The sequence below is a fragment of the Dyadobacter psychrophilus genome, assembly GCF_900167945.1.
GTDB lineage: Bacteria > Bacteroidota > Bacteroidia > Cytophagales > Spirosomataceae > Dyadobacter > Dyadobacter psychrophilus.
Genome location: NZ_FUZA01000001.1, coordinates 1,013,220 through 1,026,503 on the forward strand (window position 1 = coordinate 1,013,220; position 13,284 = coordinate 1,026,503).

14 protein-coding genes are annotated in these 13,284 nt (G+C 45.9%); 9 read left to right on the forward strand and 5 right to left on the reverse strand.

Going from position 1 to position 13,284, the window contains the following annotated elements:
• Positions 1-5 precede the first annotated feature (5 nt).
• Positions 6-1,085 carry an Ldh family oxidoreductase gene (locus tag B5X68_RS04495; protein WP_082213433.1) on the reverse strand — a complete coding sequence of 360 codons (1,080 nt, stop codon included), beginning with the start codon at positions 1,083-1,085 and terminating at the stop codon, positions 6-8.
• 159 nt (positions 1,086-1,244) lie between these two features.
• On the opposite strand from B5X68_RS04495, the gene B5X68_RS04500 reads away from it, so the two are divergent.
• From B5X68_RS04500 to B5X68_RS04520, 5 genes are all read left to right on the forward strand, one after another.
• The gene (locus B5X68_RS04500; protein ID WP_082213434.1) at positions 1,245-1,868 is read left to right on the forward strand and encodes a DUF502 domain-containing protein; all 624 of its coding nucleotides are present in this window, start codon (positions 1,245-1,247) and stop codon (positions 1,866-1,868) included.
• Between the two features lie 86 nt (positions 1,869-1,954).
• Positions 1,955-2,569, forward strand: coding sequence for a hypothetical protein (locus B5X68_RS04505; RefSeq protein WP_082213435.1), 615 nt, complete (start codon positions 1,955-1,957; stop codon positions 2,567-2,569).
• 15 nt (positions 2,570-2,584) lie between these two features.
• Complete coding sequence (locus B5X68_RS04510) at positions 2,585-3,820, forward strand: 3-phosphoshikimate 1-carboxyvinyltransferase (RefSeq protein WP_082213436.1); 1,236 nt, start codon at positions 2,585-2,587, stop codon at positions 3,818-3,820.
• Between the two features lie 27 nt (positions 3,821-3,847).
• Positions 3,848-5,440: an FMN-binding glutamate synthase family protein gene (locus tag B5X68_RS04515; protein WP_082213437.1), complete on the forward strand. Its 1,593-nt coding sequence runs from the start codon at positions 3,848-3,850 to the stop codon at positions 5,438-5,440.
• 11 nt (positions 5,441-5,451) lie between these two features.
• Positions 5,452-7,116, forward strand: coding sequence for a S8 family peptidase (locus B5X68_RS04520; protein ID WP_082213438.1), 1,665 nt, complete (start codon positions 5,452-5,454; stop codon positions 7,114-7,116).
• Here the strand turns inward: B5X68_RS04520 and B5X68_RS04525 are convergent.
• The gene (locus B5X68_RS04525) at positions 7,106-7,642 is read right to left on the reverse strand and encodes an NUDIX hydrolase (protein ID WP_082213439.1); all 537 of its coding nucleotides are present in this window, start codon (positions 7,640-7,642) and stop codon (positions 7,106-7,108) included. The two genes, B5X68_RS04520 and B5X68_RS04525, sit on opposite strands and share 11 nt — an antisense overlap.
• A 75-nt stretch (positions 7,643-7,717) precedes the next feature.
• Between B5X68_RS04525 and B5X68_RS04530 the strand changes: the two genes are divergently transcribed.
• Positions 7,718-8,635: a DUF2911 domain-containing protein gene (locus B5X68_RS04530; RefSeq protein WP_082213440.1), complete on the forward strand. Its 918-nt coding sequence runs from the start codon at positions 7,718-7,720 to the stop codon at positions 8,633-8,635.
• A 313-nt stretch (positions 8,636-8,948) separates the two neighbouring features.
• On the opposite strand, the gene B5X68_RS04535 is transcribed toward B5X68_RS04530, so the two are convergent.
• From B5X68_RS04535 to B5X68_RS04545, 3 genes are read right to left on the reverse strand one after another with little or no spacing between them, the layout of a single operon-like run.
• On the reverse strand, positions 8,949-9,557 hold the full coding sequence (locus B5X68_RS04535) for a trimeric intracellular cation channel family protein (protein ID WP_082213441.1): 609 nt from the start codon (positions 9,555-9,557) through the stop codon (positions 8,949-8,951).
• A gap of 12 nt (positions 9,558-9,569) precedes the next feature.
• Complete coding sequence (locus B5X68_RS04540; RefSeq protein WP_082213442.1) at positions 9,570-10,391, reverse strand: thymidylate synthase; 822 nt, start codon at positions 10,389-10,391, stop codon at positions 9,570-9,572.
• A 41-nt stretch (positions 10,392-10,432) separates the two neighbouring features.
• Complete coding sequence (locus B5X68_RS04545; protein ID WP_082213443.1) at positions 10,433-10,861, reverse strand: OsmC family protein; 429 nt, start codon at positions 10,859-10,861, stop codon at positions 10,433-10,435.
• A 262-nt stretch (positions 10,862-11,123) separates the two neighbouring features.
• Here B5X68_RS04545 and B5X68_RS04550 point away from each other — a divergent pair, with 262 nt between their 5' ends.
• From B5X68_RS04550 to B5X68_RS04560, 3 genes are read left to right on the forward strand one after another with little or no spacing between them, the layout of a single operon-like run.
• Positions 11,124-11,369, forward strand: a complete 246-nt coding sequence (locus B5X68_RS04550) for a 4a-hydroxytetrahydrobiopterin dehydratase (RefSeq protein WP_082213444.1) — start codon at positions 11,124-11,126, stop codon at positions 11,367-11,369.
• Between the two features lie 35 nt (positions 11,370-11,404).
• Positions 11,405-12,106 (forward strand): 16S rRNA (cytidine(1402)-2'-O)-methyltransferase, encoded by a 702-nt coding sequence (gene rsmI / locus B5X68_RS04555; RefSeq protein ID WP_082213445.1) that lies wholly within the window; start codon positions 11,405-11,407, stop codon positions 12,104-12,106.
• Complete coding sequence (locus B5X68_RS04560; protein ID WP_082213446.1) at positions 12,096-13,283, forward strand: lipoprotein N-acyltransferase Lnb domain-containing protein; 1,188 nt, start codon at positions 12,096-12,098, stop codon at positions 13,281-13,283. Before rsmI ends, B5X68_RS04560 begins: the two co-directional genes overlap by 11 nt.
• The last annotated feature ends 1 nt before the right edge of the window (position 13,284 follow it).

The window sequence follows — 13,284 nt, forward strand, 5'->3', positions numbered from 1 at the left end:
GCTAATTATAAATTTATTTCAAAGGGTATGCCAAATCTTTTGGCTAACTCCTCTAATGACAAAACGACTGGTTCCAGTAAATGAATCCCATTGATGCTGCGATCCGCTTCACTTTCCCGCTCAGGATCACCGGGAATAAGCACTTTTTGACCGTCCACAGCCCGCGCGCCGCGGAATGCTTTGATCCATTTATCCATATCCTGCTTAAATTCCCCGGCCGGGCGAAAACCATCCACACGCATGGCACCCAGAAAATGTCCCGTTCCTAATCCTACACCTTGCTGGGCTGTCATAAATCCAGCGGTTGCAAATGGTGGAACCCAGGGGCCAAAGTTAGCGCCTGAAAGGACTCCCGAAAATATGTCTACAATGGCGCCCAGCCCGTAACCTTTGTGACTGCCATGTTCCCGATCCGAGCCCAGCGGCAGCAAACCACCGCCGCTTTTAACAGCATTGGAATCGGTTGTGGCATTTCCTTCCGCGTCCTGAGCCCATCCTAATGGGGCGGGCAAACCTTTACGCTGTAATATTTCAAATTTGCCGTAGGCAACAGCCGTTGATGCAAAATCTGCAACAAATGCCGGTTCCGTCAAAGCTGGTACAGCAACAGCTATCGGATTGGTTCCCAACAATTTATCCAGTGAAAATGTAGGTGTTACCAAAGGCGCAGCATTCGTCATGGTCCAGCCAATCATATCTTTCTCCAAAGCCAGCATTGCATGATATCCTGCAATGCCAAAGTGGTTCGAATTACGGACGGAAACCCAGCCAGAACCTACTTTTTCAGCCTTTTCCATTGCAATCTCCATTGCTTTTGGCGCTACAACTAGTCCCAGACCTTTATCGCCGTCCACAACAGCAGTGCTTGGCGTTTCATAAACCACTTTCACTTCCGGATTTGGATTAAGTCTGCCGTGATCATACAGGCGCACATAACCAGCCAAACGGGCGATTCCGTGAGAATCCACACCGCGCAAATCGGCGCTTACCAGGACCGTAGCAGCCAGTTTCGCCTCTTCCGGCGAGCATCCTATGGCAAGAAAAACCTCCTCCGTGAAATGTTTTAAATAACTGGCCTGATACATATACGTCAAATGAGTGAACTTCTTTTTAATTTTACCTGCATTCCCCGAATTTGCACGCAGGGCGCTGCAAATATCCTAATTCAATTCGCATCGTCCAATATTTCATAAAAATCTGTTCACCTCCACCGCTCTCTCCGCCAGCTAACGGAAACAATACCAATGGAAAGTAAGAATTCTGTTTTGAAACGCATTATCCGTTATTTCATCCGCGGACTTGTCCTCGTAGCACCTTTGTATGCGACGGGACTGATCATCTGGACGGGCGTGGAATATCTGGATAACATTATTTCGGTTGACATTCCCATTTCAAACAATCAATATGTTTATCTGCCCGGCCTGGGCATAGTGCTGATTATTCTTTTCATCATCTTTTTAGGTTTTTTCTTTTCTACCATTGTTCCTCAGTCCTTCGTCCGGTTCGCCGAAAGCATTATGCGGCGCATTCCGCTGGTGAGCCTGATCTATTATTCTATCAAAGACCTGATCCTGGCTTTTGTGGGGGATAAAAAGAAATTTAACCAACCCGTGCTCGTGACCATGTATAGGGAAACACAAATCAAAAAGATCGGTTTTATTACGCAAACGGACCTGAGCCACCTCAACATCGCAGATCATGTGGCCGTATATATGCCACTGTCCTACTCCTTGTCAGGCGAATTGTTCATTGTTCCCGCCGAGCATGTGGTGGTGCTTGACGCGAGTTCAACAGATGTAATGAAAATGCTTGTTTCAGGTGGAGTTTCTGTAAAAGTTCCGCGGGAAGAAACACCTGAGGGAGATTAATTTACACTTAAAATATGAGCAACAATGCAACACTTTTGCCCGTTTAAAAGAATGATTCCCTATATTTGAAACATTCTTTTATTGCTATGAGACAGCTTTTCGTTATCGTCATTTTACTAGTTACAGGAAGTCCTCAGGCATGGTCGCAAGATCATTATGATGCTAAAAAAGCACTTTCAAGCGAAGAACTTTTTCTCAAACAAGGCAATACAAGCCGGGTAATTGCAACGCCCGGACAAAAATATCTGGTGCTCGACGCCTCGCCGATGATCGGCGGTTTTCACAGATACCGCTTTTTCCCCGGCGACAACATTAAGTTCCGGATGCATAATGAAACCATCCGTTTCAACGAAACTATAGCCAGCGTCAGCGATTCTTCTTTTAGCATTGCCATCATTAACGAAGCAGTGGGAAGGATGGATTATCAGGAAATCCTTTTGAAAGATATCCGCCTGATGAAAGTGTCCCGTCGGATCCCGTTCATTTCACAATTAGCACCATTACTGCCGCTTGCCGGCCTGATTTACGTGGGAGCTGATTTTTTTAACAAAGGAATTGATGACAAAAGATTTACAACCGATGCATCATCCCTTGTTGTAGGCGGCGCATTCATTGCAGCGGGTTTTGTTTGCTACAAACTGACTTTCTCATCGCTTAAAATAAATAGCAGGAATAAACTCAAAGTCCTGGAAACATATTAATACTTACCGAATTACGTGAAATCCATTCTAGTCCACCCACCCCAAAAATCAATCCGCGCAGAAATACGACTTGCAGCTTCTAAAAGTGAATGCAATCGTGCTTTGATCATTAATGCTTTGACCGGTTTTAAATGCGAGCTTTCCAACATTTCAGAAGCCCGCGATTCGCAAACCATGCTCAGGCTGCTCAATTCTAATGAAACTGTTGCTGATGTGATTGATGCGGGAACCACAATGCGTTTCCTAACTGCCTATTTTGCAGTGACCGATCAGACCAAAATTATGACAGGTACACCGCGTATGTGTGAAAGGCCGATCGGAATCCTGGTGGATGCGCTAAGGGTTTTGGGAGCAGACATTGAATATCAAAAAGAAACAGGTTATCCACCGTTGAAACTGAACGGTTTTACCTATTCTGGCCAAAATGAGATTGCTATGCGCGGCGATGTCAGCAGCCAGTACATTTCCGCATTGCTGCTGATCGCGCCGGGATTACCAAGCGGATTGAAAATCAGGCTGGAAGGTGAAGTCGGCTCGAAGCCTTATATCGAAATGACATTGAATCAAATGGCACATTTCGGTATAGAATACAAAGCGGACTGGCATGCAAATACCATTATTATCCCTCCCTTCAAATATCAGCCGCATCCTTATGCGATTGAATCTGATTGGTCCGGTGCAAGTTACTGGTATAGCATCGTGGCACTGGCCGAAGATGCCGAAGTGGAATTGTTGGGATTAAAAAAAGACTCATTACAAGGCGATAGCGCCATTGTTGACATTATGCGCCACCTGGGCGTGGAAAGTGTTTTTACAGACAGAGGCGTTCTTTTAACCAAAATCGCCCCTGCAGCATCCATAGGCTGGGATTTCACAGATTGCCCGGACTTAGCGCAAACCGTTGCGGTTTGCTGCGCAGTAAAAGGCATCAGATTATCCCTAACCGGGATTGAAAGCCTGAAAATAAAGGAAACTGACCGTGTTTTCGCTTTGCAGCAGGAATTGCAGAAATTAGGCGCAACGCTGAAAGAAGTGGAAAAAGACCATCTTTACGAAGTTGCTCAAATCCCGGGTTTTGAATTAAAAGAAACCCCCTCCATTCATACGTATGATGACCACCGCATGGCCATGGCATTTGCGCCAGCCGGAATGGTCGCTCCTATCATTATTGAAGAACCAGGCGTTGTTGTAAAATCATATCCTGGTTACTGGAAAGACCTCTCAGTGGTTACAACCTGGGAAGAGGTCTGACCTTCCGATCATTTAAACCCTGAGTTCATGGAAAATGTTGCGTCGTTTTTTGCTGCTGTCCCTTTCTGGGTATACCTGATCCTGATTCCGGTAATCATTGCGATAAGGGACATTTTACAGCGGAAGCACACGATCCAGCATAATTTTCCACTGGTAGGGCATTTCCGTTACATGCTGGAAACGATCGGCCCCGAATTGCGGCAGTATATTGTCGCCAACAACCGCGAAGAGCTGCCTTTCAACCGCCGCCAGCGATCCTGGATCTACGCTTCTTCCAAAAAAGAAAACAATTACCAGGGTTTTGGTACAGACCAAAATATGCAAGAAGCGGGTTATGTACTCATAAAGCCGGCAATGTTGCCTTTCAGGCTCGATTCTACGCACAGCCATCATGTCAAAAACGGCAATGATCCGCATCATTATACTATTCCATCTGCCAAAGTAATCGGTGAATTTCATAACCGGAAGCGTCCATACCGACCTCGTTCGATCGTGAATGTAAGCGCAATGAGCTTCGGTTCACTTTCCTCGCGCGCTATTGAATCGTTGAATAAAGGATCATTCAAATTCGGCAATTACCACAACACCGGCGAAGGCGGATTGTCGCCATACCACAAGTTTGGAGCGGATGTGGTTTTTAATATGGGAACGTCATACTTTGGCGTCCGGGATGATGACGGCAATTTTGTGATGGAAAAGCTCGTGAAAATGACGCAGCTGAATCCCTTTGTACGATTGATCGAGCTCAAACTTTCACAAGGTGCAAAACCCGGAAAAGGCGGCGTGCTGCCTGCCAGCAAGATCACAGCCGAGATAGCGGAGATCCGGGGTGTGCCTATTGGCAAAGATGTGGTTTCTCCGCCCTATCACAGCGCTTTTTCCAATGTGAAGGAAATGGTTGATTTTATCGAAGCCATGGCAGCTGCTACGGGCTTGCCTGTCGGGTTGAAATCGGCTGTGGGAAAGACGGATATGTGGGAAGAATTGGCAGACATTATGGCTGAAACCGGCAAAGGCCCCGATTTTATTACCATTGATGGCGGCGAAGGAGGAACAGGTGCAGCGCCACCTTCTTTTGCCGATCACGTGTCTTTACCATTGGTTTTTGCTTTCAGCACAGTTTATAAAATCTTCCAAAAAAGAAATCTTACTGATAAAATCACTTTCATCGCTTCGGGGAAGCTCGGACTTCCTGCTCAGGCGGTGATGGCATTTTCTATGGGTGCGGACATCATTAATGTTGCCCGTGAGGCGATGATGTCGATCGGCTGCATCCAGGCTCAAACCTGCCATACCAACCGCTGCCCGACCGGCATCGCAACAAACAACAAATGGCTCGAAGCGGGCATTGATCCGACATTGAAAAGCGAGCGTTTTAACAGTTATATGAGCACACTTGCCAAGGAAATTATCGAAATTACGCATGCAACCGGTTACGAACATCCGTGTCAGTTTGGAATGAATGACATTGATATTTCCATGGGAGATCATAATAAAACAATTACATTGGCAGACAATTATGGATATTTAAAAACCATAGTTCCCTACCCTGGCATCCGTGCATTGCTCGATTGTCCGCATTTGGGAGGCAGAAAGATTCCGGGTGAAAAGACAGTCTAAATTTGACAACCATGATCCGAACTATACTAACCACACTTTTTACCTCATTTCTCTGCCTGAACCTTTGTCTTGCGCAAAGCAACCCGCGCTATTTTGTCCTGTTCACGGACAAAAACAACACCACATTTTCCATTGATAAACCGGCCGAATACTTGTCGGTGCGCGCGATCGAAAGACGAACCAAACAAAATATTCCCGTTACCACGCGTGATTTTCCAGTAAACCAAACTTATACATCTGCAATCAAACAGCTAGGTGCTTCGGTCATTTTCACATCCCGCTGGTTTAATGGCGCAGTGGTTGAAGCCAATGCTGCTCAACTGGCAAATATCAAAAAGCTCGCGTTTTTTAAAGGCATCGAATTCGATCTTCCCGTTGCCAATATCAGTGGCAAATCTCCCGGCGTAGAACGCATTGGTGCTTTGAACCGAAAATTAGCAACAGCAGAAGACCTTAATTACGGGAACATGAATGCACAACTCGCGCTAATGGACGTTCCCGAGCTGCATAACAAAGGTTTCCACGGAGAAAATATGCTGATCGCCATTCTGGACAACGGCTTCGCAAATGGTGACCAGGTGGGGTTCCTGAAACCGCTGCGGGATGAAGACAGGGTTCTGGATACTTACGATTTCATGAGCCGTGAAGCCGACGTTTACAACGACGGTTCACACGGTTTGCAGGTAATGTCAACCATGGCCGCCTACCAGTCAGGAACAATGATTGGCGCAGCATTTAAGGCAACTTATGCCCTTTACCGAACAGAAAACGATTTTTTGGAATCACCTTATGAAGAAATTGCCTGGCTTATGGCCGCCGAACGTGCGGACAGCGTAGGTGCGGATGTGATCAACTCGTCATTAGGTTATAGTGAGTTTGACGCCGAATTTGATAAGCCGGAATACAATTACACCTACGACGATATGGACGGAAAAACCACCATTGTAAGCCGTGCAGCACGTTATGCCACGCGTACAGGCATGCTGGTGGTCGTTTCTGCGGGAAATGAGGGAAATAAAGCATGGCATTTTATTACAGCTCCTGCGGATGTTGATTCTGTTTTAACGGTCGGAGCAACCAATTATGAGCGTGCGTACACAGCATTAAGCTCGGTCGGGCCTAATGCAGCAGGCCAGCAAAAGCCCGATGTTGCGGCCGTTGGTTTGGGGGCTGTGATCGGTAACACATCAGGAAATGTAGCCAGCAGTAACGGAACGTCTTTTTCTTCTCCCTTAATCGCTGGTTTTGCTACGATTTTATGGCAGGCGTATCCCAATCTTTCTGCGCAGCAACTGATTAATGTCATCAAAAAATCGGGGCACCAGGCGAGCGCGCCGGACAACTTGCTTGGATATGGTGTTCCAAGCGCTGTGAAAGCGGAGCAGATCATTCAGACTGAATATACGCCGCTGGGAACGGAGAGCGACTTCTTGAAAGCAATTGTACTGTCTCCAAATCCCGTTCTGGAAAACGCAAGCCTCTCTATTCCACAGCATTTGATTGGCAAAAAAGCAACACTAAGCCTGTATGGATTGAATGGTGCAACATTGAGTATCTCGGAATCAAGGCTAAGCAGTGTGCAACCCATTGCTGCAAATCAGTTATCTGCGGGGCTATATCTGGTTAAAATCCGCGTTGATAACCATGAAAAGTCGCTGAAATTCATCAAGCAGTAATCTTCCGGATCATTCGCACAACAGACTCAGAATCATTGAGCTGCTCCACATTGTTCAAAGGGATCCACTGCACATCCAGCGACTCATCATTCACAACAATTTCCTGTCCGGGAGCAGCCCTAAAAGCAAATCGAATGTCGTAGTGGTTATGCGCAGGAAGGCCTTTTCGCTCCGGGATAAGGTGAATATCTACGTCAAAAATGCCCTGCTGATACAATTCTAAATGGTGAATCCCAGTTTCTTCCCAGACCTCTTTGCGCGCAACCTGTTCTGTATCAGGATCGCCATCGCAATGTCCGCCAGGCTGTAACCAGCGTCCCAGTTTTTGATGATGCATGAGCAGCACCGATTGCTCGTCCGGTGAAAGCACCAGCCCCGAAGCAGTAATGTGGCCAATTTCGAGCGATCGTTCGAAGCAATCCGCGTGCGCTTTGATGAAAGCAATCGTGTCCAGATACATCTCTTTTTCAGTTCCATCTTCCGGCGTATAGGCATTCAGGAGGGCAAGCAAACTATTCCGCTTCATGTAGGCTATGTGATTTTTTCATTCTAATTTCACCACAAGTTTAATACTTCAAGAAATAAACCACCTTATTAAGAAATGAAAAAGTATTTATTATCAGTATCCCTTGCCGCATTACTGGTCACATCAGCCATCGGACAACGCACGCCGCAGGCTAGTCCGTCCGCTACGGTTATGCAGAGTATTGGAGTGACTGATTTCTCCGTAAAATACTCACGCCCAGCGCTTAAAGGCAGAAAAGTATTTGCAGACAGCTCAGAATTGGCACCCTATAACCAGATCTGGCGCACCGGTGCGAACATGGCAACGATTTTCGAGGCCGGAACAGACTTTTCATTCGGAGGCAAAAAGGTGCCTGCGGGTAAATACGCATTGTTCTCCATCCCATCAGGAGCAGCCTGGACAGTGATTTTGAATAAAAACTTTAACCAGGGAGGCACGCAGGATTATAAAGAATCAGATGATGTAGCACGAGTAATGGTCGTTCCAACTTCCGCGGAGTTCACAGAAAGTTTCAGGATCAGCATTGAGCCAGCTTCCGACAGCACGGGTTACCTGAACCTTGCTTGGTCGTCTGTTAATGTTCCTGTGCCGCTGGCAGTAAGCACTGAGTCACTTACCATGGCCGGCCTGAACAAGGCCGTTGCCGAAAAGCCGGAAGACGTTGCCGCATTACAAAGCACCGCTGGTTATTTGTTGTCCAAAGGCAAAGACCTGCAGGTCGCACTTTCCCTTGTTGACAAAGCGATTGGCCTAAAAGAATCCTATTCAAATTTATGGCTTAAAGCACAGATTTTGAGCAAACTTGGTAAGAATGCAGAAGCGTTGCCGGTTGCCCAAAAAGCATTGACATCTGGAAGTACAGCGAATGATGTCGCTTTCACAAGTTTCTACAAAGGACAAATTGAAAACGGAATCAAGCAGATCCAATCCAAAGTCTCCGCCGCACCAAAACAGGCCGTTTCATCTGTAAAAGGGAAGAAAAAGAAGAGTTAAAAAAAGAATGTTTCAAATGATACGGGGATGCGGCAGATTTTGTCGCATCCCTTTTTTTGCTCAATGTTGGTTGTTACATCCCTCCGGGATTTGCCATTTTCGCACAAACATGGTTCCTACCAAGTTGGCATGCCTCCGGCATTTTAAACGCAGCGCAAACATTACTTCTACCAACATTTCATGCCTCCGGCATTTCCTACCAGAACGCAAGTCGCAGAGCGACGTAATATTGGTAGCAAAAAGAAGATTTGACGCAAAATGTTAATGCCGGAGGCATGTAAACGACATTTGCGACGCTACACCCTCGTCAGTGCTAGCGAAAAAACCGCGGCACGCTCCAATGATAACGAACTGCTAAAATCCGGATGGCAATGATAACCAGCGATGCAGAGATAAAAGCAACATTACGTCCCGCTCCGACGCTATCTAATAACAAATAACTGCAAGCCCCTGCAAAACAAGCCGTTGCATAAACTTCTTTTCGGTAAATGATCGGTATTTCGTTCGTCATGACGTCGCGTATTACGCCGCCCATCGTAGCGGTAAAGACGCCCATAATGACTGCTATCTCTGGCCTGACGCCCAAATGCAACGCCTTTTCTGTTCCTACAATGGTGAATAATGCAATCCCGAATGTGTCGAACAGAAAAAGCGTTTTGCGAAGTTTCAGGAGAAATTTATAGAATATAAAAGTGACCAGAATCCCCGCCATAATGGCATAAATGATCGTGATGTCACTGATCCAGACGAGCGGGTAACTGTCCAGCAAAATATCCCGTAATGTTCCGCCGCCGATGGATGAAATAAAAGCCGTGAAACTTGCGCCAAACCAGTCCTGGTGCTTCTGATCTTTCACAGCCAGGGCGCCGGAAATAGCAAAAGCAAATGTCCCAATAATCTCTAAAATATATTGAATGCTCATCCGGCGAAATTGCTAAACCGCAACCGGAGCTTTGATTCCCGGCCAGGGACTATAATCTTGCAGTTCAAAATCCTCGAATTTGAAATCAAAAACACTTTTGACCTCCGGATTAATGACCATTTTAGGAAGCGCACGTGGTTCGCGGCTGAGCTGCAAGCCGACTTGCTCCAAATGATTAAGATAAATGTGCGTATCCCCCCCGGTCCAGATAAAATCACCCAGATCGAGGTCACATTCCTGCGCGATCATCATGGTAAGCAATGCGTAACTCGCAATGTTGAATGGAACTCCCAGAAAAACATCCGCGCTGCGCTGGTAAAGCTGGCAGGATAATTTCCCCTTTGTTTCGCCCGCATCTTCATCCGGCGGAGCCACATAAAACTGGAACAAAGCGTGACAAGGCTGCAATTTCATTTCTGACAACTGTGACGGATTCCATGCCGAAACAATAATCCTACGCGAATCCGGCGAGTTTTTAAGTTGCTTCAAAACTTCCTGCAACTGATCCACCGTCTTACCATTCGGGCCTTCCCAGCTTCTCCACTGCTTTCCATAAACCGGTCCCAGATCGCCATTTTCATCCGCCCATTCGTCCCAGATCGAGACGCCGTTGTCTTTCAGATATTTCGTGTTGGTATCGCCTTTCAAAAACCACAAAAGCTCGTGAATGATCGATTTCGTATGCACTTTTTTGGTGGTAACCAGCGGAAATCCGTCTTTCAGGTTGAAGCGCATCTGATAACCAAAAACACTGACCGTTCCTGTGCCGGTGCGATCGGTTTTGCGAACTCCGTGTTTGAGTACATGGCGTAACAAATCCTGGTATTGCTGCATTGCGATGTAATTAATGCTTTTTTAAAAGAAGATAATGTTAATTAAACGGTTGCGATTTCAACGTCATAAGTAATCGTTGCAAGCGCTTCCAGCTGAGCTGTTGCCGAGCAGTATTTTTCCATGGACAAACCGATCGCGCGGTTTATTTTACTTTCGTCCAGATTGTTACCGGCAAATTTAAAAGTCAGATGGATCTTGGTAAATGGCTTGCGCTGCGTATCCGCTTCCTGGGTGCGGTCGCCATCGGCGGTAACGCGAAAGTCGGTAATGTCCTGGCGTTGTTTTTTGAGGATCAGCACCACATCGATAGCGCTGCAACTTGCCAGGCCCATTAACAATAATTCCATAGGCCGCACACCCAGGTTACTTCCGCCGATTTCAGGCGAGCCGTCTGTATGCACTTTTACTTCTGATGAACCGCTCCCTTCAAAATGAAAGGCGTCATTAACACGAACAAGTTCTACTTTCATAATACTTACCCCGTTGTTTCAGCGGAGTTTTGTTTAATTGTAAATGTTTCATAGACCATTTGAAGCGATGTCCGCGCGTCAGGTGCGGCGCCCATTTGGCTATTATACTTTAATAAGGATATGAACCTGATCAAAGTTCAAATATACTTCATCAAACCCGATTCGGCTATTTAACCTAATAATTTAAAAAGATACATAAACCTCGTATATTCGTTTTATTATGCCGTTTTAAAGGATTTTAATAAAATAAACGCGAAACGATATGTGGAAAGAGGACGATAACAAATTGAAGAAGAGCTTCACTTTCAAGGATTTCAAGGAGGCGTTTGCCTTTATGACCGAGGTCGCGAAAACAGTGGATGAAATGGACCATCATCCATTTTGGACCAACACTTATAACAAAGTGACATTTGAACTGAACACACACGACGCAGGCGACATTGTCACAGAAAAAGACAAAAATCTCGCTGCTGCTATTGATAAGATTTTTGAAAAAACTAAAAAATAACTGCGTGGCCGGCCATTTGAGCCCATTTGCATTCAATGAAACTTTATATAGTCCCCACGCCCATCGGCAACCTGGAAGATATTACACTTCGCGCCATCAATGTTTTAAAAAGTGTGGACGTAGTTCTGGCGGAAGACACCCGTACATCCGGTTCGCTGTTGAAACATTTGGGCATTTCCAAGCCCATGCACAGCTATCATATTCATAATGAGCACCAAACGGTTACGCGGGTGGTGGAACGGATCCTGAAAGGCGAAAGTATGGCGCTCGTTTCGGATGCCGGAACACCTGCTGTATCTGATCCCGGGTTTTTGCTGGTCAGGGAATGTATCAAGCATGGCATTCAGGTTGAATGTCTGCCTGGGCCTACTGCCTTTGTGCCTGCATTGGTTAACTCCGGCTTACCGAGCGACCGGTTTACATTCGAAGGTTTTTTACCCCATAAAAAAGGACGCCAAACACGTTTGCAAAATCTGACATCGGAAGAGCGAACGATGATATTCTACGAATCTCCGCACCGATTAGTGAAAGCTTTACAGCAGTTTGCCGAGTATTTTGGAGCTGACAGACAAGTTTCAGTTGCCCGCGAATTGACCAAAATATATGAAGAAAATGTCCGGGGAACGCTCGACGAGGTGATTGCCTACTTTTCGGAAAAAACCATCAAAGGCGAAATCGTGATCATCCTGGCCGGAAAAGTTGAAGAGAAAAAGAAATCAGATAAATATGAGGATTAAAATTTATAGGTTCATTGCGTTTGTCGCCATTTTTTTACTGACGAAAACATTCGCAAGCGCCCAGTTTGCCACATTAAGCCCGGAAGCAAAGGTTAGTCTCGTTACATTCGGCCCCGGAGACGAATTATATTCGGGTTTTGGACATAGCGTGCTTTGGGTTTACGATCCTGTCCTGCGCATCGATAATGCTTACAGCTACGGAACATTCAGTTTTGACCAGGGCAATTTTTATATCAATTTCATGCGCGGCTATTTGCCATATAGCATTTCAGTTCACCCGCTTGGGCCTCAGCTTGATTATTACCGCGCCGAAAATCGCTCCATTTCCGAACAAGTGCTCAATTTGAGCATTCCGCAAAAGCAAAAGCTATACAACTATCTGGAAACCAATTACCTGCCTCAAAACAGGGTTTATTCTTACAAATTTTTCTACGACAACTGCGCGAGCAGATTGGCAGTGGCATTGAAAGAAGCCTGCGGCGACAGTTTGGTTTACAAAGGTTATACGCATGAAAAACTGAGTTTCAGACAGTGGATAGACCGCTATGCATTCAAGCAAAATCCCTGGGCGGACTTTGGGATGGACCTTGCTTTGGGAACGCCCGCGGATGAAATCGCCACACCTGAGCAGGCGACCTTTTTACCTGATAACCTGGCCATTGCATTTGCCGACGCCCGCGTTAAAACCGCTTCGGGTTTAACGCCGCTTGTGAAATCCACGAATGAATATTTCAAAGCCGAGCCGCGTAACTACACGGGCATTTTCACGCCAATGATCGTCTTCTGGACCCTCGCGGTGCTCACGTTAGCCATCACTTACTGGCAGATTAAAAAAGAGAAGTTAAATTTTCTTTTAGACAAAATACTTTTTTCAATTGTTGGCCTTGCAGGCTGGCTACTGACATTGCTATGGTTTGCCACCGAGCACAACGATACCAAATGGAATTATGATATTTTATGGGCGTTCCCGCTCTGGATGCCGTTGATTTTCCAGATTTCGAAAAAGAAGAAACCATCGTGGTTCTCGTTCTTGTTGATATTTTACGGATTTCTCTTACTTTGCGCAACAGGTAATTTGTTAAAACATAATTATGTCGTAATCCCGATCATTTTAACATTGGTTATCCGGGTATACTACATGAATAATTCACTCTCTAAAATTCCCCAGAAAGGATAAT